The organism is Hyphomonas sp. KY3 (assembly GCF_017309975.1).
Lineage (GTDB): Bacteria > Pseudomonadota > Alphaproteobacteria > Caulobacterales > Hyphomonadaceae > Hyphomonas.
This window is the reverse complement of record NZ_CP022271.1, coordinates 2,967,458-2,992,129: the sequence shown is the minus strand read 5'-3', so window position 1 is coordinate 2,992,129 and position 24,672 is coordinate 2,967,458. Positions and strand designations below refer to the sequence as shown.

Here is a 24,672-nt window from a genome sequence, read left to right as displayed (position 1 = left end):
CATAGCCCGCCTTCGCCAGATGGTAACTCAGATTGGGGTCAGTTGCCCCAAAGCTTTTGCCACCAGTTCTTTTTCTCTTTCGGCTCGACGCTGACATTGTTCAGGATCGCGTCGGAATAGCCGAGCGATGCCATTTTGGTCTTGATGGCATCGAAGTCGCGGCCGGTCAGCTTGGCGAGCTGATTTGCTTCGTCGTCCCAGCGCTCGACCAGATTTACGGCATAGTCGCCGGCTGCTTCACACTCACCATAGTCGCCGCGCCAAGGGTGACGCAGGACGTAGCGACCTTGGTAATTGGAGCGGTCGCCGGTAACCTGGAATTCCAGATCTTCCGGGAATGTCTCGGCGTCATAGCGCACATGAAGGCGAGTCACGAATGCATCGACCGGCTGGGGACCGAAGCCGGGGCGCATGTCATCATCGGTGTCTTCGTCCAGCCACATCACGCCGAGTTCGCGCAGTTCCGAGCGAGAGAGCGGCTCGGCCGCACACGGATCGCACCAGGACATGTCCCAGGCATATTCCATGAACACGGCCTTGCCGTTTTGCTTTTCGACCTGATGGGCGAACATGTCCTTATAGAAATCGGCAAACTCGTCCTTGATATAGATCGGCACATCCATGTCAGAGGGTAGTTTCACGGTGCGGTAGTTCTTGGTTTCCACACGGCCTTCGCGAGTCAGGGCGAAGACGAACAATTCCTGCTTGCCTTCAGCGTTCACTGTGCCGAGACGGATCGGCAACATGAAGTCCTCATCCTCATAGGCAACCTGAAGCGGACGCAGCATGGACGAGCCGTCATGGCGTTCGAGGTTTACCTTGGCGACGAAGAATTTCATTCCGCGCTTGAGGTAGGCACCTACGGTTTCTTCTGCGCCATCCGGAATCTTGTAGCCATTATTGTTCAACCAGGTGATCAGTCCATCGGACTCCTCTGCTGACAGGATCAAGATATCATATTCGCCAACCTCGTACTCGGCTTCAATGGTGACACCGAGCTCTTCGGCCTCTTCCATCATGCCGGCGGCGGTTGGCGCAGGCATCATTGCCATGTCTTCCATCATCTTCTGGCGACGCGCGATCTCGCAGGGGTTCTCGTCGTAATATTCGACAAGACGCGGGGCAGTGTAGGCGTCGATATGGTCGATCAAGGCCGGGTTGGCGACGTGGATCTGTTCTTCGGTCGGAATATCGACCACGGGCACGACCATCGCGAATTCGGAAACATCACCGCGAAAGTCGGACGCCATCGTGATGACAGTGCGTTTGCCGTCACGGGCGAGCACGACCTTGGAGGCGTCGTTGAAGAGGTCGGTATCCGCCTTGGCGACATAGAAGCCGCAAAAGGCCGAAGCCGGCGCTGCGAAGGCGAGGCCGAGCGCGGGCAACGCCAAGGCTGCGGCTAGCGATTTGAGTCTCATGGGTGTGTCTCCTTTGTCCCCTGAAGTGGCATGAGCGAATAGTTCAACTGTTTGGGCGAAGCGGCCGACCGTGGCTGGCTCCACTGGAAGCGGTGGGCGGGCAGAAACCGGTCCAGAACCGGTGTGGACCAGGCGAGGGCGGCCAGCGCCATCAGCGGGGCGCCGCGCACATTCGGGCCGATTGTGAACCAGGCGGCGAGGCCGGCGACCATCAGCGCGAAGAGAATGCGGCCAAGGCGGCTGTCTGGGGTGGAGCGCGGATCAGTGATCATGAAAAAGGCAAAGATCAGCAAAGCGCCGGAACTCATCTGGTGCATCGGGATCACCATCGGGTCGCCGAGCCAGGCCGCGCGGACAAACAGGATTGCGGCAAACCCGAGCAGGAAGCCGAGGGCGATATCGAGTCGTTTGGCGCTGGACAGGGTCAGTGCGGCCAGCGCCATCGCATAGCCGGCGACCAGGGGTGCCTGACCCCATTGACCGGGCGAGACCCACGCCTTGTTGCCGAGCAGAAGCATCATGATGACGATGCCGATGCAGCCGGGATTGAAAATGTGCTTGCCATCAATGCGCACGAGAAATTTCAGGGCAATGCCGACAAAGCCCGCCGCGAACCAGATCCACGGATCGGCCGCACGTAGTAGGAGTGTGATTCCAAGTGCTGTGATCAGGGCAGACTTCCATTCGAAGCGATACAGGAAGGGATTGCCGTCTCGGGCATTCGATAATGTGGTGCCGAGCAGTTGCGCGATCATGGCTCCGGTAAATGAGAGGCACAGGGTCGGCAGGGTGACGCCGAAATCGCTGGTCATCCAACTGAGCGTGAAAAGTCCGCCCAAGGCCGCGACCTGCCAATGGCGCGGATCGGCGTCCATCTGTCGGTAGAGGCGGAAGGGAAATCGAGCCACGGCGTCCATAGGATTCAGAACATACAGCAAATGCGATCACATTACGGCAGGGTCATGAAACCTTTTTGCCCGCGCAACTGGACGGATCGGGCGACGCACGGCAAACAGGGGCGATTGAATTCACGGGGAAGGGGTTTCGTGTCCATCATGTCCAGTCGTCTACACGCTGCAATGCTCGCAGCAGCTCTCGCCACGTCCACACTATCTGCTTGCTCGACCGCCTATTACGGCGCGATGGAGCAGTTCGGATACCAGAAGCGAGATTTGCTCGTGTCCAGGGTCAATGATGCAGCGGATGCCCAGGCGGATGCAAAGACGGAGTTTTCCAATGCGCTGGAAGCCTTCCGGTCGGTTGTGGCGTTTGATGCTGGCGAACTGGAAGCGTCTTACGACTCCCTGAATCGCGCCTATGAACGGTCCGAGGAGAAGGCGGATCGCGTGCGCGAACGCATCAAGGACATGAAACAAGTCTCCCGCGACCTGTTTGTGGAATGGCGCAAGGAACTGGAAGAATATTCCGATCCGGGCCTGCGCCGTGCCTCGGCCGAGCAATTGGAGGCGACACGCGACCGCTATGCCGTGCTGGTCGAAAAGATGGACCGGGCTGCCGCGTCGATGGATCCGGTGCTGGCCGTGTTCAAGGACCGGGTCCTGTTTCTCAAACACAATCTGAATGCGCGCGCGATCGCGGCGCTGGGCGATGAGACACGTAATATCGAGACCGATGTCGCGGCCCTGATTGCCGAGATGGAGCGTTCCATCGCCGATGCGGATGCCTTCATCCAGGAAATGCAGGCCGGTTCGGTCTAGCGCATTTTCAACGGGAAACTTGTTCAGACAATGGGGCCAGATGGCCCCATTGTTGTATCGTGCTTTGAATGCTGCACAAATGACGCCGGAAAAGGCGCTTTTTTTGGGAACCTAATTGTGGGGCGCGAGTTCTGTTCAGGTCTCTGGCAGGGGCAAGCTCACCGAAGTCTGCTCATTCCGGTCTCGGCCGGAATCTGGAATTGAGGGGACACATATTTCAATTCCAGGCCTCGAATGCGTTCGGGGTGAGCAGATACCGCCCCGCTCGGGTTCAAATCCTGACATGGCTGCAAGAAATGCCCGCGAAGGCGCAAAGCTGAGCGGGTCAGCTTTGGCTGTGCCCGGCATATCACCAATGACCGCGATATGGACCGCGCCGGACGACGTGATTTGCACCAGCATCTGCCGCGCATCCCTGCGAACATGGCGCACAAAGAAAGTCAGCACCACAATCTGCACCCATATCCAGAACCGATGGGTCTGGAGATGGGGCGGCAGATTTCGCAATGTGGCGAAGGCGTCAGTCATGTGCGCAGTGTAGGCACGGCCATGGGTGCGTCGGATAAGTTTCTGGTCAGATCAATGGCGACACAGGGGCCGGACTCGGCATGTGTGGGATAATTCCTCTGGGCAAGGTAGGATAAGGCGGGCTCCGGCAGGTTGCCGGGCAAGAGGGAGAAATAGCTGATGACTTATGTCGATTGTTTCATGGCGGCCGTGCCGGAGGCGAACAAGGCGGCCTACCTGGCGCAGGCGAAGATGATGGCCGGCCTGATGAAGGAATACGGCGCGCTGAGCGTCACCGAATGCTGGGGCGTGGATGTGCCGGAGGGCAAGAAGACATCCATGCATCTGGCGGTCATGCGCGAAGCGGACGAAGGGATCGTGTTTTCCTGGGTGACCTGGCCGTCAAAGACGGTGCGTGATGCGGCCTGGGCGAAGCTGGAGAGTGATGAACGGATGCAGGGCATGGAGATGCCGTTCGATGGTGCGCGCCTGATCTTTGGCGGGTTCGAGACGATGCTGGAGGCTTAGGCAGCGTCTCAGGGGCATTTCATATCTTTTCATGGGGTTTCATATGCGGGGGGCAGTGCGTGCACATTGCGTCTCGCTTCCCGGCCATTGATTCTCGGGCAGGAGACCAGCCCTTGCTTGCGCTGCGGGCCTCTTCTTCCTTCATTCGATCTTCGATCAAATGCTGCCGTATGGCGGCACCGGGAAGTAAGACCAGACGGCCTGTAAGCCGGGTTCTGTTCGCCGTGTTGCCACGGTCTGGCAGCCATTCCTCTGGGATGCCTGTTGCCAGGCACCTCACGCGACACACCCGGGGCACGGGCGTGAAACAGCCCATATGTGCCCCCTATTCGGTCTTGCTCCGGGCGGGGTTTACCGTGCCAGTCCTGTCGCCAGGCCTGCGGTGGGCTCTTACCCCACCCTTTCACCCTTACCTCTCCCGAAGGGGAGGCGGTTTGCTTTCTGTGGCACTTTCCCTCGGCTCACGCCGGGCGGCCGTTAGCCGTCGCCCTGTTTCCCTGGAGCCCGGACTTTCCTCCAGTACGCAGTTGCCCGCGCACCAGCGGCTGCCCGGCCGTCTGGTCTAGAGGGGGATATAGGCGGAAAACCTGCTCGGCGCCAGTCATGCTTCAGTCGCCCGAGAAGTCGGGGGTGCGCTTTTCGAGGAAGGCGCGGATTGCTTCGGCCTGGTCATTCGACTGGCTGGCGAGCAGGAATTGATCGCGGTCCATGTAACTGGTGGCAAAGGCAAGGGGCTGGGCGGCGGTGTCGATGGCCTGCTTGGTCATGCGCAGCGCGATCGGGGGCAGGGCCGCATAGTCGCGGGCGAGACGGGTGGCAGCTGTGAGCGTCTTGCCGGACGCGGCAATCTCGTCGACGAGGCCCCAGTCCAGCGCCGTCTGGGCGTTCAGTTTCCGGCCCAGCATGATGAGTTGCTTGGCGCGCGATGGCCCCATCAGGGCGACGAGCCGGGGGACCGAGCGCCAGCTCATATTCATGCCGAGCGGGACTTCCGGCAGGCGAAATTCCGCCGTGTCCGAACAGACCCGGTGGTCACAGGATGCGACGAGCGCCAGACCGCCGCCTATGCAGAAGCCTTCAATGGCGGCGATGGTGACCTGTTCAAGATCGGCCCAGGCCTGGCACATGTCCGGGCCGAGCCGGACGGCGCTGCGTTGCTGCAGCAGGGTCATCTCGTCACGGCCCTTGCGGTCGGGATCCTTCAGGTCTGCCCCGGCGGAGAAGACAGATGTGCCGGTCAGGACAATAATGGAACTGGAATCATCGTCTGCCAGTGCCCGCGCCACATCCCGCAGTTCGGTCATGCCCCGGATGGAGAGCGCATTCAGCCCGTCGCCGCGATCATACGTGACGGTGACGAGGCGGCCTGCGCGTTCCAGCGAAACGAAGTCGCCAAAGCGCTCTGTCGTGGTTGTGTCCGGCATAAACCCTCCCGTCCGGCTGGCCGCCTTTCCGGCGTGCTCCCTGTCAGCGTCACGATCAGGGTGCAGGCGGTGGGAAGTCAACTGCGAACCGGACGTCAAGCTGGCTGGCCATCAAGTCCGAGAGGAGAGCGTCGCGCTCTTGGGGGGACAAGGCACTGAAGTTCAACGGACGTTCGGCCCGGCCCGAGACGATGAGATCGGCCAGCCCGTGCGCCATGGCCCAGGAGGCCATGACGTGTTTCATCGCGCCGGGATCATCGGGGGGATTGTTTCCGACGACGCTGCGTACGCCCGACATCAGTTTCTCATAGGCAGCGATGGAGGCCGCTCCGAGATCTGCCACGGTTCGGTCAGGCTTTTCCGAGCTGAACATCAGGCGAAACAGGGCCGGGTTCTCCAGCGCGAAATCGATATAGCCAAGCCCCACCGCAATCTGTTGTGAGCGCACATCGCGCTCGGCCGCGTCCTGACGGGCTTCCTGTGTGGCGACCAATCGCCGGAAGCCGGACGCCGCCAGCGCGGTGAGCAGGCCGCGGGCATCCCTGAAATGGTGGGCAGGGGCCCCGTGGCTGACGCCCGCGCGCTTGGCGACCGCGCGCAGGGAAAAGGATTCAATACCGTTTTCGGAAAGTTCCCTCTCGGCCGCGCGCAACAGTTCACTGGCGAGATCGCCATGATGGTAAGTTTTCCGGGAAGACTTTTCAGTTGAGGCCATCCGTCTTGATAGCACGTCTCTTGACACTGTCTAGATGCGCAGGCAAAGACAATGTAGACGGTGACTAGATGGAGGCTGGCGAAATGAGAAAATGGATTGTCAGGATCGTGTTGGGCGTTGCGGCCGTCATGATGGTCGGCGCGGTATCTTCCTACCTGTTCATCGATCGTGAGCTGACGAGAATGTATGGCGGCCTGACCGAAGTGGCCGATCCTGCATTGTCGAAAGAGGGTATGGACAGTTATGCCATCTTCCATGTGAACGTGCTTGCGCCGGAAGGAGATCGCTTTCTGCCGGACCAGATCGTGACGATCAGGGACGGGGAAATCCGATCCGTTGGCAATTCGACGACAATTCCCAGAGGCATCCCCTCGCTTGTCGGGCGCGACATGTATCTCGTGCCGGGTTTTACAGACTCGCACGTCCATCTCTGGGAAAGCGAGAATGATCTTCTGCTCTATGTGGCCAATGGTGTGACGCAGGTGCGGGACATGAACAGCCTGCCGGTCAATCTGCGCTGGAGGGACGAGATCGAGGGCAGCAGGATCGGACCGGACATTTTTGCGGTCGCGCCACAATTTGCGACCTTTGGACCGATGGAGGGCGCATTTGTCGGCTGGGTGCAGCACAAGACCATCGTGCGGACAGCAGAGCAGGTCGACAAGGCGGTCCAGGACTATGTCGCCAAAGGGTATGACGCGCTGAAAGCCAGCAGCTATCTGGATCGCGAAGGTTACATCGCCCTCAGCGCAGCGGCGGCCAAGCATGATATTCCGCTGGTCGGGCATTTGCCGGTGGCGACCGGTCTGGAGGATTTGTGGGCATCCCATCAGAGCGAAGTCGCCCATGTCGAAGAATTCGTCAAAGCGCTGGACCGCGAGTTTGGCGGTTATGGTGCCGACACAGCGGAAGACTTCCTGACCTTCGTCCGGGAACGGAGCGAGGATGTCGCGGATCAGATGATCGCGCACGACATTTCCGTGACCTCCACGCTGGAACTGATCGACAGTTTCCAGAGGCAGAAGTCGGACCTCCAAACGGAATTGGGCGCCGCAAAGCTGGTCTATGAAAATCCCGGCATCGCGGAAGGCACCGTGATCACGTCACGCGGTATGGGGTGGCTGCCGGATGTGAACATTTACCGCTGGCCAGACCAGTGGAATGATGATCGCAAGGCGCGCAGCCGCCTCTATTGGCAAACCTATGCCGAAGCCCAGCACATCCTGTTCGAGGCGTTCATGGCGCGCGGCGTGGCGATCATGACCGGGACAGACGCAAACGTGCACGTCCGGGTGCCGGGCTTTTCCCTTCATGAAGAAATGGCAGCTTTGCAGGCGGCTGGCATGAGCCCGGCGCAGATCCTTGCCTCGGCCACGTCAGTTCCCGGTGATTTCATGGGTACGTCCACGGGCCAGGTCCGTCCTGGCCAGAAGGCAAATCTCGTCTTGTTGCGGGAAAATCCGCTGGAGGATATTGGCGCGACGGACGCCATTGAAATGGTCATTATTGGCGGCAGTGTTTTCAACCGAAAAGACCTGGATCAAATGCTGGATACGGTGAAGGCCGCAAATGATGCGAGCCGGACCGTGCCGATACCGGTCGCTGAAGGCGGGTGATCGCCCGTCTGCCCGCCATCGCGCCACGTCAGGACTGGGCAAGGGAAGGCAGGCTGGGGTAGCGTGAGCCATGACCGAGATCACGACTTACGAGACCTTGCAGGCGGCGCTCAATGCACTCGCCCCGGAATTGGCCGACCGGGCGGCCGAGATGGACGACGCGCGGCGGCTGCCTGCCGACCTTGCCGGGAAGATGGCGGCGGCGGGCGCGTTCCGCATGATGACGCCAAAGACCTATGGCGGGCTGGAGTTGACGGCGCGAGAATTCATCGAGGGCGTTGAACAGATCGCGCGTGCCAATGCCAGCGCCGGGTGGTGCTGCATGATTGCCTGCACGACCTCCATGAACGCCGCCTATATGGCGCCGGACATGGCGACGGAAATCTATGCTGACCCGTTGACGATCACAGGCGGCGTGTTTGCGCCGATGGGCCGGGCTGACGTGGAAGGCGATGGCTATCGTGTCAGCGGGCGCTGGCAATGGGGCTCCGGCTCAGCCAATTGCAGCTGGCTGGCGGGTGGCTGCATGGTGTTCGAGGATGGCGAGCTGAAACGCCTGCCATCCGGCGCGCCAGATCAACGCATGATGGTGTTCCCGGCCAGCGAGGCGACCCTGCACGACACATGGCATGTGATGGGCCTGAAAGGGACTGGTAGCGGCGATCTGTCGGTGGATAATATCTTCGTGCCGGTGGCGCGGTCTGTTTCTCTGATTACGGATGTTCCCCGCGAAACGGGGCCGCTCTATACGTTTCCGGCCTTTGGCCTGTTGTCGTTGGGCGTATCGGCCGTGGCGATGGGCAATGCGCGGGCGAGCCTCGATGCTTTCAAGGATCTCGCCAGCGCCAAGAAGAGCCAGGGCAGCAGGAAAACGCTGGCCGAGCGCCAGACCATTCAGGCGAGCTTTGCCGAGGCCGAGGCCCAGTGGCGCGCAGCCCGCGCCTATATGATGGCGGAGTTGGACGAGACCTGGGCCGTCGCGCGTGGCGTGAAGCCGGGTGAAGGCATTCCGGTCGAGCGCCGCGCAGCCTTGCGCATGGCGTGTACGCACATGACGCGGACCGGCGCAGACATCTGCCGTACCCTGTATGACCTTGGCGGCGGCGCGTCCCTGTTCGAATCCTCTGATCTGCAGCGCCGCTTTCGCGACGCGCACGCGATGACGCAGCATATCGTGACCGCCCCCGCGACATGGGAACTGACCGGGCGATTGCTGCTGGACCTGCCGACGGATGGGGGCATGGTCTGACGGGTCAACTGTTTCCAAAAATCAGAGGCTCTGCTGCTGTGCGGATCAGTGCGACCAGATCGGTGTCCATGAATTTGTAGTCGTCCGGAATGTCGAGCACGTGCAGGCGTTTGAACCGGATATCCTGACGGAAATCGGCCTTGAGGCGTGCGGCATGCTTTTCCTCCATCACGAGGATAAGGTCAGCCCAACGAATGTCTTCCAGCGAGACCTGCCGCCGTGCGCTGCGGGCGGTGCCGGCAGAGCGTGTCGCAATGCCGTCGGCTTTGGCGAAGATCGCCTCGCCAGTGGGGCTGCGCCACTGGTTTTTCGAGCAGACGAACAACACGTTTACGGGGGCGGCCTCGGCCATCAGTTTCTCCCATTCGCGGCGGGGCCACAGCTTTCCGAGCTGTTGCGCGCGGCGAAGTTTCACGCTTCGCCCATAAAGGTGTTTCCATTGCTTCTCAACGCCATAGCGGTCGATCCGCTGGCTGCGGGAAAGGTATGTGTCCGGGCGCTGGCGATTGATGCGCCGACGCGCCCCACGATCCTGTGGGTGTGTCATGGTGGTGATCCTCATACTGTGCGGGTCAGCAGCCGCGGCAATACGAGGAATGCGGGGGTCATAGCGTAATGTGTCCCTGTCCGGCAAGGGGCCGGAAAGGACCAGATAGGGAAAAGGTGGGACGGGGACGCGAATTGCTCCATATGGAAGGTCTCACCAATGGAGGCTGTATGCTGAAGTGGATCAAGAAGCTGCCTGTGCCCCAGCCGGTCCGCCACTGGGTGATCTCGCCGCTCTGGTGCGCCATTGTCCGCCTGTCGAAGCCGGAAGTGCGGATCGTGACCGGTGGGATCAGCTTCTATGCCTTGTTCTCCATCTTTCCGATTGTCTATCTGACCCTGACCTTGCTGTTTGCGCTGCTACCGGCAGATCTCAGCCGCCAACTGGGCGATACGGTCGATCAGGTGTTGGTCTCAGCCGTGGCCCCGCTCAGCAAGGCCGACCTTGATGTGATCCATGAGTCCACGCCGCAGGGCGTTACCTTTCGCGCGCTATTGGCGGTGATTGTGGTGTTCTACACCGCAAGCTCAGGCGCGAAGGCTGCGATTACCGGCATCCGCATGGTGGCAGGCAGTGAACGCCGCACACGGATTATCCGCTTTCAGGGCGTATCGATCCTGATGACGGCGCTGCTTATCCTGTCGGTCTGGATCCTGGGCGCGCTGCAACTGATCCTGTCGCTGATCACCGAGCGGGAAGGCTATATTGCGTTCGAACTGGCGCAGACCGTATCGGACATTGCCTCCACCCTGTGGCTGGGGAAGGGGATCGCCTGTTTTGCGGTGTTCTATCTGATTATTGCCCTGTCCCTGCACGGGCGGGTGAAGGGGCACCGGGCCAAGGCAATGGGGGCTGCGGCTGGCGCACTGGCCTGGCTGGTCGCGACCTGGGGCTATCACCTCTACCTCAAATTCAGTGCGCTCGACACATTCTATGGTGCGCTGGCTTCGGTGATCCTTGGCTTCATCTGGTTGTCAGTGTCGGTTTCGGCGCTTCTGTTTGGCGCAGCGCTGGCGGTCGAATGGGCCGCACGTATGCAGCGGGAAGAGGTGATTGCGGAAGATGAGGATGAAGAGATCGAAGCGGTTGAGGCTCAGGCCGTAAACAGCGCGTGAATGACGCCGATACGGCGCAGCGTGTTGAGGTCGGCTTGCCCGGTGACATGCTCTGGCAGCCAGCGGCGCTGGAAGGCGGTGATCACCTTCTCGCAGGTCTCGCCATAGATGTCGGTCACGTCGAAGCCATAGCCGATTTCTGACAGCATGGTCTGGAGACGCCAGACGCTGGAGCCGGAGGTGCCGCGTTCGAGCCCTTTGCCGATGATCTCTTTCGTCGTGCCGTCGAATTCCGGCCACAGGCTGATGCCGGCGCGGGCGAGCCGTTCCCACGGGAAATGCTCTCCGGGGTCCTGCTTGCGCAGGGGCGCGATGTCGGAATGACCGAGGATGCGCGTGGCTGAAATATCGTGGCGACCGAGAATGTCGTGGACGAGATCCAGCAGGGCATGGATTTGCGGGCGCGGATAGGGTGGCAGGCCGCCATCGGGCAAGGGGAAGTCATGCCCGCCATTGACGATCTCGATGCCGATGGAGCGGGAGTTGATATCCTGCTGTCCCTTCCAGCTGGCGACGCCTGCATGCCAGGCGCGCTTGTCCTCATCGACCAGCTGGGTGATGCGGCCATCCTCCCAGACCATGTAATGGGCAGAGACTTCGGCGGCCGGGTCGCACATGCGCTCCAGGGCCTCTTCGCCGGTCGCCATTCCGGTATAGTGCAGGACCAGCATGTCGAGCTTGTGCTTGCGCATGTTGAAGTTCGGACTCGGCGTTTGCGTGATGTCCATCAGCTGCCTCCGGATCCCATCTTCTTGACGATGGCCGCATCCGGCAGGGTCTTGTTCTGGCGCACGGCGATGACAAACACGCCAGACAGCGAGATGACCGAACCGAGTATCAGGCGTGCCGTGATGGGTTCGTTCAGCAGGACGATGCCGAACACGACGCCCCAGACGGGCGTCATCAGGGTGAGCGGCGAGAGCAGCGAGATGTCATATTTCTTGATCAGCGTATAAAAACCGCCATGGCCAAAAATGGACACGCCGACCACGGCGAACAGCCAGGCCACGGCCAGCTGCCATCCGCCGCGTGACAAGGCCTCCAACTGGCCTGTCTCGATCATGCTGGACGTGATCAGGAGCGGGGCGAAGCTGAACAGGCCGACCCAGGCCTGCAGGCGCAATGCCTTGATCGGGGCCATACGCTTCATCAGGATGCCGCCCACCGAGCCGACAAAGGCAGCGATGGTGATGTAGACCAGTCCGATGGAGATGGTGAAACTGGCCGGGTCGAATGCGATCAGCACAACGCCGGCAAAGGACAGCATGATGCCGAGACCGCGCCGCCAGCCGATGGTTTCGCCGAGAAATGCCATGCTCATCAATGTCGAGAAGGGCGCGCCCAGTTGGCCGGTGATCGAGGCCGCGGACGCTTCGGCATTCTGCAATCCCATGAAGAGGAGAGAGAAGTGTACCGCGCCAATGAACATGGCGATCAGGAACAGCATTTTCAGGTCTTCGGGCTTTGGCCGCAGGAATGCGAGCAGCAGCAGGGCGACTCCGGCAAAGCGGATGCCCGCGAAGAAAATCGGCGGCACGCCGATATCGGCAACAACCCATCGCGTGACGACGATGTTGAGGCCCCAGACAAGGCACACGGCGAACAGGAGAATGAAATCGCGAAAGGACATGCTTTGGCGGTTAGCAGGATTTATCCGGGCTGGGCAGGGGGCTTTGGACTTTCTCTTGCTGGCCGGGCAGCTGTAGAGCAGATTGGTATATTCAGCTTGCAGTCAGGTGCGGCTTGCGAGGGAACTGACGGCTGCGGGATGCGCTAAACAATCGTTAAGAAGATGTTATAGTCATTGGCAGGTGGAAGGCGGGGCCAATCCGGACCTGTTATCAGGAGGTGTGGTGTATGGGACTGATCTGGTGGATTTTGCCAGCAATTGCGGCCGTGATCGGTCTGATGTTGCTGTTTGCAGGTTTTGGAAAACTGGCACGCCTGAAAGCAGGTTCCGGTGCCGTTCGCCTGACCTTTGGCGCCGGAATGCTTGCTTTGGCGGGGGTCGTGGCCTTTGCCGGGCTCAACCTGCAGACCTACAAGCGCCTGACAAAGGAACGCTACGCCGCCAATATCAAGTTTGAAGCGGTCGAAGGCGAAGCTAACGCCTACACACTGGATCTGACATTTTCCGATGGTCGCAAACTGGTCGAGGCCAATGGGGCCCAGCCAGTGCTGCGCGGCAACGAATTCGAGATCGGTGCGCAGGTCATCAAGTTCAAGCCGATGGCCAATATGCTGGGATATGACTCGATATACCGGCTCGACTTCATCGAAGGCCGCATGTCGCGCCGCTTCACACCGGATTCAGTGACCGAGGCGACAACCAATGGGATCGCCCTGGCAACCAATCCGGGGCTGGATGTGCATCGCCTAGCCGAGGAGCAGGGCGGGCGGTTCGGCATTGACGCGCAGTACGGCTCGGCCACTTACCAGCCCATGGGCGACCGGTTTGAGTATGTTGTGAACATCTCTCAGGACGCGCTCATTGCGCGCCCATCCGAGGCGACCAAGACGCTGATCCAGAAACAGCGCTTCCCGGGCTATTCCTCCACTGAGGAGCCGGGTCAGTGAACCCGTGGGATCGCTACGTTGTCCCGCACATTGTAGCGTGTGCCTGCAGCACCAAGCCGATCATGAAACAGCGCGAGAAAGTCGTGCCGAAGGCCACCGGCCAGGTGCTGGAAATCGGTGCAGGATCGGGTACGAATTTCGCGCTCTATGATGGCAACAAGGTCGACCATCTCTATGCGCTGGAGCCTTCCGAATTGATGGTCAACAAGGCTCGCCGCGAAGCGGGACGCCTCGGCATTGGCCACCATATCGATTTTCTTCAGACCGGAGCAGAATCCATTCCGCTCGAAGATGATTCCATCGACACGGTCGTCATAACCTTCGTCCTGTGCACAATTCCGGACTGGGAGGCGTCGCTGAAGGAAGTGCGACGTGTTCTGAAACCCGGCGGCAAGATCCTGTTCTCCGAACATGGCCTTGCGCCCGATGAAGGCGTGTCGAAGTGGCAGCGACGGATCGAACCTGTGTGGAAGCCGCTTGCGGGCGGTTGCCACCTGACGCGCGATACCGAAGCCATGTTTGCCTCGGCCGGGTTCCGGCTGGAAAATGCTGAGACGATGTATCTGCCATCAACGCCCAAAGTGGCTGGCTTCGTCAGCTGGGGCACAGCGGTTCCGGTCTGACACCAAGGCATGCGTGCACCACCCTATCTGCCTTTTCTGGACGGGCCACCCAGCATTGCGCCGGGACTGAAGCCGATTGCCCCCGAAGCCTGGTTGTGGCCGGACACCGAGGCCGCGGTGTGGCTTACCCCCAAACGTGAATTGATGCGAACGCGCCGATCAGACGTCTTTGCAGCCCATACCGCAGACGCCGAAATGACAGAGGCTGCGACGACTATACTGGCAGCAACCGGTCCGGCAGTTGGCGACTGGTCCACCCCGCTGGAAGCGGCTTCCGCAATGGTTTCGGATGATCTCTGCATCATGATGCGTGACGCTGAGGGGCTATGGAGACTGAAGGCCGCGAGCCTCTGCACGCCAACCTATTGGAGCCTCGCCGAGAAGTTTGGCAAGCCGCTTGGCGGACTTCACGCGCCGGTGCCGGGTGGTGACCCAGGCCTTGCGGCGCGTATCTCTCGCATCTTTGATGGGCTTAGGCCGGGCCTCGTGCTGGAACGGTGCAATTGGTCGGTCCAGCCAGGGGATGAGCGGTTCACGCCCAGCTCTGCGCCCCTGAAAGTACGTGCGCAGGCAATGCAAGAGGCAGACGCGCTGGACCAGCTGCACCTGCGCGTGGAACGCCAGACGATCCGGAAGTTGCCGGAGACGGGCGCGTTGCTTTTTACCATCCGTATCGTGATTGATCCGCTGCGCGCAGCGATCTCGACGTCGCACCATGCAGAGGCTTTTGCATCGGCCTGGCAGAGTGTTGATCCGGCCATGGCACGCTATAAAGGCTGGGCAATCTATGATCGTCTGGTTCGGGCTGCACTGGACGCCAGCCTGAATCCGGTTACTTCCAAACGCAGCAGAAAAGACGAGGCAGGATAAATGAAATACTGGCTGTTCAAATCCGAACCCGACGCGTGGAGCTGGGACGAGCAAAAGGCCAAGGGCGATGAGGGCGAGGAATGGTCCGGCATCCGCAATTATCAGGCCCGCAATTTCATGCGCGACATGAAGATTGGCGACCGGGCCTTCTTCTATCACTCCAACAAGGGACTGGAAGTCGTGGGCGTGGTGGAAGTTTCTGCCGAGAGTGCACCCGATTCCACGACAGATGATGAGCGTTGGGACTGTGTGTATCTGCGCGCGCTGGCCGACATGCCCAAGCCCGTGAAGCTGAAAGACGTGAAGGCCAATCCGAAGCTGGAAGACATGAGTCTAGTCACGTCATTTCGCCTGTCGGTTCAGCCTGTGAAACCGAATGAATGGAAGGAAGTCTGCCGGATGGGCGGGCTTGATCCGAAGACGTTAAAGCCGGTCTGACCGCAGGTAAAAAAGCCAAAAAAAGCGTCTGGCGTAAAAAATGTTAGCGTGCAACAATACGCCCCATAAGGGGGTGTATGCGCATGGTCGCCGCCCCTGAGAAACGTCACAGGGAGACCGGCATGGCTATGCAGCGGCATAAAATTCTGAATAAATTCAATCTTCTGGGGGCCGCGGCATCCATCGCGCTGTTGACCGGGTGCGCCAGTCTGGACGCACGGGAGACGCCTGCTGAGCTGGTGGAGACCACGGCCGAGACGGCGCCGGTAATCTTGCCCTATATGGACGCGTCCCTGAGCCCGGAAGCCCGCGCCAGGGATCTCGTTAGCCGCATGACGCTGGAAGAGAAAGCCGCCCAAATGTATGACAAGGCTGCCGGCATTCCGCGCCTTGGTCTGCACGAATACAATTGGTGGAACGAGGCCCTGCACGGGGTCGCGCGCGCAGGGCACGCAACCGTCTTCCCGCAGGCAATTGGCCTGGCCTCGACCTGGGATGAGGACTTGATGCTGGAGATCGCCACGACGATCTCCGACGAGGGCCGCGCCAAACACCACTATTATGCCTCTGAAGATGTGTACGCCATGTATGGCGGGCTGACCTTCTGGTCGCCGAACATCAACATCTTCCGGGACCCGCGCTGGGGCAGGGGTCAGGAAACCTATGGCGAAGACCCGTTCCTGACGGGCCGCATGGCTGTGAATTTCGTCAACGGCATCCAGGGCGATGACGACAAATACCTGAAAGCCATTGCGACAGTGAAACATTACGCCGTCCATTCCGGTCCCGAGCCGTCGCGCCACCGCGATGACTATCATGCCTCCGATGCCGACCTCTGGGAAACCTATCTGCCGGCCTTCAAGATGGCGTTCGACGAGACAGATGTCGGCTCGGTCATGTGCGCCTATAACGCCGTCTGGGGTGCGCCAGCCTGTGGCAGCGAACGGCTGATGGTGGATTTGTTGCGCGATGAATTGAAGTTCGACGGCTATGTGGTTTCCGACTGCGGCGCGATTGGCGACTTCTATTATGACGAAGCGAAACATGAGGCTGGCGAAGCGCCCTATGCGGCGCATGACTATGTTGATACGCGCGCCGAAGCAGCAGCCCTGTCGGTGAAGATGGGAACCGACCTCAATTGCGGGGATGGCGAAGGCAACAAGATGGATGCCCTGCCAGACGCCGTGGCGCAGGGCCTGATCGATGAGGCCACCATCGACCAGTCGGTTGAGCGGCTCTACACCGCACTGTTCCGCCTTGGCATGTACGATGATCCCGCATTGGTGCCGTGGGCCGATACGCCGCTCGATATCGTGGCGAGTGACCAACACATTGCCCTGTCTGAGCAGGCAGCGCGCCAGTCCCTTGTCCTGTTGAAGAATGACGGCATCTTGCCGCTGGCGCCCGAGACCAAGGTTGCCGTGATCGGTCCAAATGCCGACAATTGGTGGACGCTGGTGGCAAACTATTATGGCCGCCCAACCCAGCCCGTTACGGCGCTGGAAGGCGTGAAGGAAAAGATCGGTGCCGAGAACGTCACCTATGCAGTCGGCTCGACCATCGCGGGCGACAATTACTCCAACTACAAGCCTGTGCCTGCATCCGCTCTGTTCCATGAGGATGCCGACGGCAATCTCGTGCCGGGCGTGAAGGCTGCCTACTATCCCAACAAGACGCTCGAAGGCGAGCCGACGCTGGAACAGGTCGAAGAGAAGATCGACTTCTACTGGGACCGCACCCCCAGCACAGGCGGTTTGAATGACGAATTCAGCGCGACGTGGGACGGCGTGATCGTACCCGAAGCTGATGGCGTCTATCGTTTCCAGCCTTCGCGCTGGAGTGAGGTCGAGATCAATGGGGAAGCCGTCGGTGAGATGGACGGCGTCGAAATGCAGGCAGGTGAAGCCTATTCGGTCCGTATGGTGCTGAAATTCGACAGTGGCTGGCCGCGCGACCAGCTGGACAAATACGCTTATCTCAACTGGACAGATGTTTCGCGTGACCTGAAAGCCGAAGCCATGGCGGCGGCAGAAGATGCAGACGTGATCCTGTTCTTCGGCGGCATTGATGCCAATCTCGAAGGCGAGGAAATGGGCGTCGAGCTCGATGGCTTCCTTGGCGGTGACCGCACGCATATCAAGCTGCCGGAAAGCCAGGAGACTTTGCTGAAAGCGCTGCACGCCACGGGCAAGCCTGTCGTGATGGTGAACTTCTCCGGCTCGGCGATGGGCCTGAATTGGGAGAACGAGAATTTGCCGGCCATCGTGCAGGCCTTCTATCCGGGCGAGCAGGCGGGCAAGGCCATTGCAGACCTGCTCTGGGGTGAATTCAGCCCGTCGGGCCGGCTGCCGGTGACCTTCTACAAGTCAGTCGATGATCTGCCGGACTTTGGCGACTATTCGATGGCGAACCGGACGTATAAATATTACGAGGGCGAGCCGCTCTATCCATTCGGCCACGGCCTCTCTTATACCAGCTTCGACTATAGCGGCCTGTCGGTGCCGGAGACGCATGACGCTTCAGAGCCTCTGCCGGTCAGCGTGACTGTGACAAATACGGGCGACATGCCCGGCCGGGAAGTGGTGCAGGCCTATATCCAGCATCAAGACCGGGCGCACGCCGCCATTCCCCAGGTCGAGCTGGTGGCGTTCGAGGTCGTGGAACTTGCCCCTGGAGAAAGCCAAACTGTCAGCCTTACGCTATCGGCAGAGCGCATTGGCTACTACGCGATCGATGGGAAGTTCGTCACACCGCAGGGCACCGAAGCCATCCTCAGTTTGGGCAGTGGTCAGCCCGGCTTTGTTAAGGATAGTGCCATCAAAACCAGTTCTGTTCGCTTTGAGCGGAACGAGTAGTTCTACCTCACAAGTTGATGGATAGTTGAGACGGGCCTGCCTCCAAGCAGGCCCGTCGCCTTTTACATGACAGGTGGACGCCAGTCCTTGCAAACGACTTGCAAAACCCTTTCGATCCTGTAGTGTTTATTACAGATTGTGCGGGGGGATGATTGCCGGAAGTGACGACCTGTGCCGACAAGTGGAAAGACGGTTACGGCGTCAGGCAGTCTGCCCGTTTCCGTAACCGTCCCGCGTCCCACTTTGGCAATGCAGTATCGGAATGCCACCCAGCCTGGTGTCTAGTTGGTGGTACCTTATCGGGAACGAACCGTTCTCGAGCCTCCACATTGGTAATTTTACATACCACTGGTATGTTAGATCGACAACCGAAAAGCTAAACATGTCCAACCGTCGATCCAAAAAGGCCAGTGAGACACGCTCAGCCATTCTGAGCGCGGCGCGGCAACGTTTTACCGATGAAGGATTTGAAGCGAGTCTCTCAAGTATTGTGGAAGATGCGGGGATCACCAAGGGTGCCCTGTTCCATCATTTCGAGAACAAGCAGGCGCTCTATTATGAGGTCTGGCGAACCTTGCAACAGGAAATGAACCGGGACACGCAGGCGGCCGCCGCGGAGGGCCGGTCTTCGGGCGATCCATATTCGGCAATGCTCGCTGGTGCGCGCCGGTATCTGGAGTGGGCCGCGCGGCCCGACTATCAGAGGATTGTGCTGATCGATGGTCGTGCGGCACTGGGACGGGACTGGTATGAGGCCGATTTTGATCTCAGCCAAAAAAGTGTGCGGGTTGGCGTCCAATACCTTGTCCAACAGGGAGCTATAGCGACCGAAAATGCGGCATCTTCTGCAGTCATCCTGCAGGGGGCGTTGAACGGAGCGGGCGTCGCGCTCAGCCGGCAAGTGCCGGGTGTGACAGTCGAGTCGATCTACAACACGATTGAACACCTATTGCGGAAAATGTCCTGATTCAGTTGGCCGTCGCTCAGTCCAGCGGGATCGCGAGCCCATTCATCGCGGGATTTACGCGCCACCACCCTGCAATGGCATAGCGCAGACGCGCTGTTGGCTCGACGGCATGCGGGATTGTCTCCGACAGCATGAACACCACCCCGCCGCCTTCCGGGACAATGCAGGCAACGGGAGAGGCTTCATCGGTCGCGCCTTCCGGCCAGACCAGCAGCGCGCCACCATCGTCTACGCTCCAAGCCTCGTTCAGGTAGACCACGATCGACACGATCCGATTTTTCGCGCCTTCGAAACTATCGAGATGGCGATCATAGAAGCCCCCTTCCGGATAGACGGCGTAGCAGGCTTCGAACTCGAACAGGCCAAGCAGAAGGGTGCGGTTGAGAAACTCCCGCCAGTGTTCAGCCCATTCGGCAAAGGCCAATTGGGCGGCGCTGGAGCCATCAAGCCATGTGATGCGTGTCTTGCGGATGGAGCGGTCGACCTGAAAGTCATCATCGCGCCCGATTCCGGCCGGGGCCAGTGTGGCGTCTGCGTCCAGTCTCTGAATCTCTGCGCGCATGGCGGCCAGCAAGGTATCTGGCAGCAAGCCCGGCTGCCATGACCAGCCCTGGCTTGCGAGGTCTGCGGCGACGCAGCCGAGACGGTTGTCACCCGGTAGGGGAAGGGGAGCGTCCATGCTGGGCCGGAATGTCGGGCGCGGTGGCCGGTATCAGGACTTGTGCGCGGCCATCAGGTCCGCAAAGCGCTGGAACAGGTAGAAGCTGTCCTGGGGGCCGGGACTGGCTTCCGGATGATGCTGTACGGAAATGATTGGGCGGTTTTTCACGGCGAGGCCAGAATTGGTGCCATCAAAGAGTGAGCGATGGCTCTCCTCGACCCCCTCAGGCAGCGTGGACGGGTCTACTGTGAAGCCATGATTCATCGACACAATCTCGACCTTGCCGGTGACCAGGTCTTTTACCGGGTGGTTTGCGCCATGGTGACCCTGAGCCATCTTCATGGTCTTGGCGCCAAGTGCGAGGGCGAGCAGTTGGTGGCCAAGGCAAATGCCGAGAATTGGCAGGCCCTTGTTGATGACTGCGCGGATCATGTCGCCGGAACGGGCAATCGTCGCGGCGGGGTCGCCGGGACCGTTGGAAAAGACCACACCATCGGGATTAAGGGCGAAAATCTCGTCCGCGGTGGCATCGCCATTCACGACACTGGTGCGGATGCCAGTCTGGGCCAGATTGCGCAGGATGTTCTTCTTCACGCCGAAATCAACAACGACGACATGGTGTTTGGCGTCGGCCATGTCGCTATAGCCGCCGGAAACCTGCCAGAGGCGCTGAGCATTCTCGAAGGGCGCATCTGTATCTACATCTGCGGCAAGGTCAGCAGTTTCCAGGCCGTTCCAGGCGCGGGCAGCCTCAATGAGCGCATCAAGGTCGATATTACCGTCCTGCTTGTGGCAAATTGCAGCTTTCTGCATGCCTTGCTCGCGCACGATGCGCGTGATGGCGCGGGTGTCAACGCCTGACAGGGCAACAATATTGCGGCGGGTCAGCCAGTCGCCGAATTCCTCGCCAGACCGCCAGTTGGACGCCGCTGTGATCGGCTCGCGGAAAATCGTGCCGCAGGCCCCATTCGCGCCGGGAATCGAGGATTCCTCGTGATCATCAGCATTTGCGCCGACATTGCCCACATGCGGGAAGGTGAAGAGCACGATCTGCGATGAGTAGGAGGGGTCTGTCAGGATCTCCTGATAGCCTGTGATGGCTGTGTTGAAACAGAGTTCACCGACGTGTACGCCCTCGGCACCTGCACCTTTTCCCAAGAAAATAGTGCCGTCAGACAAGGCGATAGCTCCCGTGGCGGTTGAGCTGGCTTGCTTTTTGCTTTGTTCGGACATATTTGGCTGGCCTTCCGGGATCGTTGTCAGACGGTTAACTCTCTCCGCCGACATTTTTCCGGGTAATGGGACTGAGTCCCTGCAACGTCAAGCATAGACGAACGTTGCTGGTGTGAAAGGCGTATTTTGAATGGGCCACGAAGATAAATCTGACATGATGACGCTTAAAGCGCGCGTTGCGCAGGCATTGCATGCCGAGCGCGAAAAGGACGGTGGCTGTACCACCCGCCTGTCGACGCTGCGCCTGATTGATGCGGCCATTCGTGACCGTGATGTGTGCGCCCGTGGGCGTGGCGACAGCGAAGGCTGTCCGGATGCCGACGTGCGTAACGTGCTCGAAATCATGATCGCCCAGCGCGAAACAGCAGCCGACGAGCATGATGATGCCGGCCGTATCGAAGATGCCATTCGTGAGCGCGAAGAAATCGAGATTATCCGCAAATTCCTGCCTGAGCCGCTCTGTACGAAGGCGCTTGAAGAGGCTGTTGAAGAAGTGGTTGAAGACCTCGGCGCCAGCAAACTGAAGGATATCGGTCGGTGCATGTCGGCGCTGAAACAGCGCTATCCCGGAAAGATCGAATCCGGCACCGCCGGCAAGGTCATGCGCAAGGCGCTGACATCGAACAAGGCGTCGGCAAAATAGCCGGCGGCCCTGCTGGTTAATTCTGCGAAAGGTTGGAACAAAGGTCGCTTGAGGTCCGTTGGTTGTGCATTGATCACAACGAAAGGACTTTGAAATGAAACGGCTTTTTCTGACTACGAGTGCGGCTGCCCTGATGATGGGTGTTGTGGCCTGTTCGGGCGCTGATACCCACACACAGACCGCTGAGACCGATACAACGGCGATGACCGAGACCGCGACCTATGATGGCGAGTTCGACACCGAAAATGATGTTTACGGTGACGCGACGACCGAGACCAATATGGCCGAGGCTGACCGCGACGACTACGTGCTGACATCCGGCGAATTCCTCACATCTGAGCTGATCGGCGAAGAAGTCATGGACTCCAATGGCGAGGAAGTTGGCGAAGTTGAAGACGTCATGCTGGCGTCGGGTACGATGGAACCGATGCTGATCATTCGTGATGGTTTTGCCGGTGATCTGCACGCCGTGTCATTCGAGCAAGCCTCAATCTGGTTCGACGAGGAAGGTGAACCTGCTGCGCGTATGGATCTGACCGAGGAAATGCTGGATGACCTTCAGGAGTTCGAGCAGAATGGCATGAACGACTATCGTCTTGCGTCAGAGCTGACTGGCACGAACATCAATCTGGCTTTCAATGACAAGGATGTGCGCGTCACAGACCTGATCATGAAGACAGACGGCCAGGCCAAGTATGCTGTTGTGTCTGATGGCATCGTCGAAGCTGTGACGGACAAACGCTTCCTGATCGATCCATCGAAAATCATGGTTGCCCAAGGCGACAGCGATGGCGAGATCGTCATCGACCTGAGCGAACAGGAATTCAACAGTGCTTTGGGTTTCACGGCTGACATCGACTAAGCCATTTCCTTTGGCATCAAGATCAGGCCCCGCTCGCGCGGGGCCTTTTTTGTGCAATTCCGGTTCCTCAGCAGGCAGGGGAGCGTTCCCCCAATTCCCCATTGAGGCTACACTGCGCCGCTATGAGTTCCCCTGTCCGCATTCCTGATGGCTTCGTCGATGAACTGAAGGCCCGTATCCGGCCTTCGGATGTGATCGGCCGCAAGGTGAAGCTGACCAAGAAGGGCAAGGAATGGGTCGGGCTGTCGCCGTTCACGGCCGAGAAGACACCGAGCTTCTACGTCAACGACCAGAAGCGCATCTTCAAATGCTTTTCGTCCGGCATGGGTGGTGATGTCATCAGTTTCGTAATGGAGACCGAGCGGCTCTCCTTCATGGAAGCGGTTGAGAAGCTGGCCGAAGAGGCCGGCATGGAATTGCCGAAGTCCGATCCGCGTGCCGCCGAAGCCTATGACCATCGCAAACGGTTGCAGGAAGTCTGCGAAGCAGCCGCGTCGTATTTCGAAGAACGACTGCAATCGTCCGAAGGCGCCGCGGCGCGCGAATACCTTGAGGGCAGGGGATTGAAGCCCGCGGCCTGGAAGCGCCACAGGCTGGGCTATGCGCCGGATGATTGGCGCAAGACGAGCGCGCACCTGAAGGCCGAAGGGTTTACCGCCGCCGAGATTCTGGAAGCTGGCCTGACCAAGGAAAGCGACAAGGGCGGGGAGCCCTATGATGCGTTCCGGGGCCGACTCATGTTTCCGATTCCTGACAGCCGGGGCGGAATCATCGCCTTTGGCGGTCGCGGGCTGACGCCGGACGCGAAGCCGAAATACCTCAATTCCGGCGACACGCCGCTATTTCACAAATCTCGCGTGCTCTATCGCTACAAGGCGGCCCGTGAAGCACTGGGGCATGGCGAAGGCGGCGGCCTGATTGTCTGCGAAGGCTATATGGACGCCATCGCACTGACCGAAGCCGGTTTCGGACAGGCGGTTGCCCCTCTTGGCACGGCGCTGACCGAGGAGCAGATCAGCCTGCTCTGGCGCGCTGGTCCGGAGCCGGTATTGTGTTTCGATGGTGACCGGGCTGGTCTTGGCGCCGCCTATCGCGCCGTTGACCGCGCGCTGCCGCATGTGGAGCCAGGCCGGTCCTTGTTCTTCGTGCTGTTGCCAGACGGCATGGATCCGGATGACCTGATCCGCGAGCGTGGACCGATGGCGATGGGCGAAGCACTGGACGGGCGAATCGCCCTGTCGGAACTGCTCTGGCTGCGCGAGCGCGATGCCGAACCGCTGGATACGCCGGAACGTCAGGCCGGATTGGAGGCGCGGCTGATGCAGGCTGCAGCCCAGATCAAGCATCCCGGCGTCAAGGCCGCCTATGAGCGTGACTTGCGCGCGCGCATGAAGGATCATTTCTGGCAGATCCGTCAGGCCAAACGGCAGAGTTCCTTTACCAAGGGCAAGCCCGGAGGACGGGGGCAGGGCGGCGCGTCCCCCTATGGAGGCAGCCCATCGACGGGTCCGCAAACCGGCGGCAAACAGAGCCCCGGTGTGCTGTTGCTGATGCAGGCCATTGCCAGTCCTGCAATCTTGTCTGGGATGGAAGAGACGCTGATCGCGGCGGATTTCCGCAATGTAATGTCCAACCGGTTGCGCGACCTGCTCGTTGATTTCCTGATCGAAAACAGGGAGCTGACTTTCGACGCCGTATTGGAATTGCTGGCGCGGGAGGGGCATGAGCGGGAAGTCTCCCAGATCGACATGACGCAGGTGTCGCGGATCAATGTTGACGATCCGGCCTACCGGTCCTGGAAAGCTGCGATCGAGGTGTTCATCCCGGTCGATACCGCCCCATCTGCGGATGACGAAGTGCGGCGTCTCAAATTGAAACGTCGACTGGTGGCCGAGAAGCGCAAGGCCTATGAGGAGCGTGTTCTGGTCGATCAGCAGGAAAAGGCGATGGGCAAGGCGAATATCGGCGATTTCTGGAAACAGTTCGAAGAGAAGAACCCCTGGTTCAAGCCAGATGGCTCCAGCAATTAGGCATCGCGGCTTCAAACGCAGGAAAACCTATTGACCGCAACGCAATCCATGCCCATTTACTGTAAGCAGGGAA

General features: G+C 59.9%; 24 protein-coding genes and 1 other RNA gene. 14 read left to right on the top strand and 11 right to left on the bottom strand.

The annotated features are described in order from the left end of the window. Positions 1-38: 38 nt before the first annotated feature. Both CFA77_RS14405 and CFA77_RS14400 read right to left on the bottom strand, forming a co-directional pair. A complete protein-coding gene (locus CFA77_RS14405; RefSeq protein WP_206991281.1) occupies positions 39-1,421 on the bottom strand; it encodes a DUF2330 domain-containing protein in 1,383 nt (460 codons plus the stop codon). Further along, a complete protein-coding gene (locus tag CFA77_RS14400; protein ID WP_206991280.1) occupies positions 1,418-2,329 on the bottom strand; it encodes an RnfABCDGE type electron transport complex subunit D in 912 nt (303 codons plus the stop codon). The genes CFA77_RS14405 and CFA77_RS14400 overlap by 4 nt, the downstream gene beginning before the upstream one ends. A gap of 147 nt (positions 2,330-2,476) precedes the next feature. On the opposite strand from CFA77_RS14400, the gene CFA77_RS14395 reads away from it, so the two are divergent. Next, positions 2,477-3,139, top strand: coding sequence for a DUF2959 family protein (locus CFA77_RS14395; protein WP_206991279.1), 663 nt, complete (start codon positions 2,477-2,479; stop codon positions 3,137-3,139). Between the two features lie 135 nt (positions 3,140-3,274). On the opposite strand, the gene CFA77_RS14390 is transcribed toward CFA77_RS14395, so the two are convergent. Beyond that, on the bottom strand, positions 3,275-3,667 hold the full coding sequence (locus CFA77_RS14390; protein ID WP_206991278.1) for a hypothetical protein: 393 nt from the start codon (positions 3,665-3,667) through the stop codon (positions 3,275-3,277). Between the two features lie 159 nt (positions 3,668-3,826). Here CFA77_RS14390 and CFA77_RS14385 point away from each other — a divergent pair, with 159 nt between their 5' ends. Next, positions 3,827-4,174 carry a DUF1428 domain-containing protein gene (locus CFA77_RS14385; RefSeq protein WP_206991277.1) on the top strand — a complete coding sequence of 116 codons (348 nt, stop codon included), beginning with the start codon at positions 3,827-3,829 and terminating at the stop codon, positions 4,172-4,174. Between the two features lie 188 nt (positions 4,175-4,362). On the opposite strand, the gene rnpB is transcribed toward CFA77_RS14385, so the two are convergent. The 3 genes from rnpB to CFA77_RS14370 all read right to left on the bottom strand — a co-directional run bounded on the left by rnpB (position 4,363) and on the right by CFA77_RS14370 (position 6,313). Next, positions 4,363-4,735, bottom strand: an RNA gene (gene rnpB, locus CFA77_RS14380) — RNase P RNA component class A. Positions 4,736-4,782: 47 nt separating this feature from the next. Further along, complete coding sequence (locus tag CFA77_RS14375; protein WP_206991276.1) at positions 4,783-5,598, bottom strand: enoyl-CoA hydratase/isomerase family protein; 816 nt, start codon at positions 5,596-5,598, stop codon at positions 4,783-4,785. A 55-nt stretch (positions 5,599-5,653) separates the two neighbouring features. Beyond that, complete coding sequence (locus CFA77_RS14370) at positions 5,654-6,313, bottom strand: TetR/AcrR family transcriptional regulator (RefSeq protein WP_206991275.1); 660 nt, start codon at positions 6,311-6,313, stop codon at positions 5,654-5,656. Positions 6,314-6,396: 83 nt separating this feature from the next. On the opposite strand from CFA77_RS14370, the gene CFA77_RS14365 reads away from it, so the two are divergent. After that, positions 6,397-7,929 carry an amidohydrolase family protein gene (locus tag CFA77_RS14365; protein ID WP_206991274.1) on the top strand — a complete coding sequence of 511 codons (1,533 nt, stop codon included), beginning with the start codon at positions 6,397-6,399 and terminating at the stop codon, positions 7,927-7,929. A gap of 70 nt (positions 7,930-7,999) precedes the next feature. Then, positions 8,000-9,178: an acyl-CoA dehydrogenase family protein gene (locus tag CFA77_RS14360; protein WP_206991273.1), complete on the top strand. Its 1,179-nt coding sequence runs from the start codon at positions 8,000-8,002 to the stop codon at positions 9,176-9,178. A gap of 4 nt (positions 9,179-9,182) precedes the next feature. On the opposite strand, the gene CFA77_RS17145 is transcribed toward CFA77_RS14360, so the two are convergent. Further along, entirely contained in the window at positions 9,183-9,725 is a 543-nt protein-coding gene (locus CFA77_RS17145; protein ID WP_242517387.1) for a low molecular weight protein tyrosine phosphatase family protein, read from the bottom strand. Positions 9,726-9,895: 170 nt separating this feature from the next. Between CFA77_RS17145 and CFA77_RS14350 the strand changes: the two genes are divergently transcribed. Continuing rightward, a complete protein-coding gene (locus CFA77_RS14350; protein ID WP_206991272.1) occupies positions 9,896-10,840 on the top strand; it encodes a YhjD/YihY/BrkB family envelope integrity protein in 945 nt (314 codons plus the stop codon). Here the strand turns inward: CFA77_RS14350 and CFA77_RS14345 are convergent. Both CFA77_RS14345 and CFA77_RS14340 read right to left on the bottom strand, forming a co-directional pair. After that, entirely contained in the window at positions 10,819-11,568 is a 750-nt protein-coding gene (locus CFA77_RS14345; RefSeq protein ID WP_206991271.1) for an N-acetylmuramoyl-L-alanine amidase, read from the bottom strand. The genes CFA77_RS14350 and CFA77_RS14345 overlap by 22 nt on opposite strands. Beyond that, positions 11,568-12,470: a DMT family transporter gene (locus CFA77_RS14340; protein WP_206991270.1), complete on the bottom strand. Its 903-nt coding sequence runs from the start codon at positions 12,468-12,470 to the stop codon at positions 11,568-11,570. The genes CFA77_RS14345 and CFA77_RS14340 overlap by 1 nt, the downstream gene beginning before the upstream one ends. 227 nt (positions 12,471-12,697) lie before the next feature. On the opposite strand from CFA77_RS14340, the gene CFA77_RS14335 reads away from it, so the two are divergent. The 6 genes from CFA77_RS14335 to CFA77_RS14310 all read left to right on the top strand — a co-directional run bounded on the left by CFA77_RS14335 (position 12,698) and on the right by CFA77_RS14310 (position 19,170). Continuing rightward, positions 12,698-13,417, top strand: coding sequence for a hypothetical protein (locus CFA77_RS14335; RefSeq protein ID WP_206991269.1), 720 nt, complete (start codon positions 12,698-12,700; stop codon positions 13,415-13,417). Between the two features lie 62 nt (positions 13,418-13,479). After that, positions 13,480-14,040, top strand: coding sequence for a class I SAM-dependent methyltransferase (locus CFA77_RS14330; protein WP_242517386.1), 561 nt, complete (start codon positions 13,480-13,482; stop codon positions 14,038-14,040). A 9-nt stretch (positions 14,041-14,049) separates the two neighbouring features. Further along, positions 14,050-14,910 carry a DUF3445 domain-containing protein gene (locus CFA77_RS14325; RefSeq protein WP_206991267.1) on the top strand — a complete coding sequence of 287 codons (861 nt, stop codon included), beginning with the start codon at positions 14,050-14,052 and terminating at the stop codon, positions 14,908-14,910. Next, a complete protein-coding gene (locus CFA77_RS14320) occupies positions 14,911-15,348 on the top strand; it encodes an EVE domain-containing protein (RefSeq protein WP_206991266.1) in 438 nt (145 codons plus the stop codon). Positions 15,349-15,470: 122 nt separating this feature from the next. Then, positions 15,471-18,203 carry a beta-glucosidase gene (locus tag CFA77_RS14315; RefSeq protein ID WP_242517385.1) on the top strand — a complete coding sequence of 911 codons (2,733 nt, stop codon included), beginning with the start codon at positions 15,471-15,473 and terminating at the stop codon, positions 18,201-18,203. A gap of 382 nt (positions 18,204-18,585) precedes the next feature. Continuing rightward, the gene (locus CFA77_RS14310; RefSeq protein ID WP_206991265.1) at positions 18,586-19,170 is read left to right on the top strand and encodes a TetR/AcrR family transcriptional regulator; all 585 of its coding nucleotides are present in this window, start codon (positions 18,586-18,588) and stop codon (positions 19,168-19,170) included. 16 nt (positions 19,171-19,186) lie between these two features. Here the strand turns inward: CFA77_RS14310 and CFA77_RS14305 are convergent, their stop codons facing one another. Both CFA77_RS14305 and carA read right to left on the bottom strand, forming a co-directional pair. Continuing rightward, positions 19,187-19,849: a 2OG-Fe(II) oxygenase gene (locus CFA77_RS14305; RefSeq protein WP_206991264.1), complete on the bottom strand. Its 663-nt coding sequence runs from the start codon at positions 19,847-19,849 to the stop codon at positions 19,187-19,189. A gap of 33 nt (positions 19,850-19,882) precedes the next feature. Then, on the bottom strand, positions 19,883-21,064 hold the full coding sequence (gene carA, locus CFA77_RS14300; protein ID WP_206991263.1) for a glutamine-hydrolyzing carbamoyl-phosphate synthase small subunit: 1,182 nt from the start codon (positions 21,062-21,064) through the stop codon (positions 19,883-19,885). Positions 21,065-21,218: 154 nt separating this feature from the next. Between carA and CFA77_RS14295 the strand changes: the two genes are divergently transcribed. From CFA77_RS14295 to dnaG, 3 genes are all read left to right on the top strand, one after another. Next, entirely contained in the window at positions 21,219-21,707 is a 489-nt protein-coding gene (locus CFA77_RS14295) for a GatB/YqeY domain-containing protein (RefSeq protein WP_242517384.1), read from the top strand. Positions 21,708-21,801: 94 nt separating this feature from the next. After that, positions 21,802-22,569: a PRC-barrel domain-containing protein gene (locus tag CFA77_RS14290; protein ID WP_206991262.1), complete on the top strand. Its 768-nt coding sequence runs from the start codon at positions 21,802-21,804 to the stop codon at positions 22,567-22,569. Between the two features lie 122 nt (positions 22,570-22,691). Continuing rightward, positions 22,692-24,599, top strand: coding sequence for a DNA primase (gene dnaG, locus CFA77_RS14285; protein WP_084332938.1), 1,908 nt, complete (start codon positions 22,692-22,694; stop codon positions 24,597-24,599). Positions 24,600-24,672: the final 73 nt, after the last annotated feature.